We start from the raw sequence: 268 nt of genomic DNA, 5'->3' as shown, positions 1-268 counted from the left end.
CAATTAATCGATATGCGTTATGAAAAGCGTAGTACCATCCTAACGACCAATATCAACTTCAAGTCTTGGGACGAAGTATTCCAGGACCCTAAACTCGCCAATGCCATACTAGATCGTGTCTTACATCATGCCACAGTTGTGAGTATTGTAGGACAATCCTATCGAATTAAAGATCATTTTAGTAAAGAAAATGATTGATTTTGTACATGCTTAAACAAGCGAAAATGTACATGTTTATCTTGACATTTACACTTAAGTACCGTGATTA

At 35.8% G+C, this 268-nt stretch carries 1 pseudogene; it reads left to right on the top strand.

Annotated features, from left to right (window positions below):
- Positions 1-198 (top strand): annotated as a pseudogene (gene istB, locus FE392_RS22430) (IS21-like element IS232 family helper ATPase IstB); the annotation flags it as partial.
- Positions 199-268: the final 70 nt, after the last annotated feature.

It is taken from the genome of Xenorhabdus santafensis (genome assembly GCF_033949405.1).
Classification (GTDB): Bacteria; Pseudomonadota; Gammaproteobacteria; order Enterobacterales; family Enterobacteriaceae; genus Xenorhabdus; species Xenorhabdus santafensis.
Note: the sequence above shows the minus strand (reverse complement) of the source record. Positions and strands in the feature narration are given on the sequence as shown.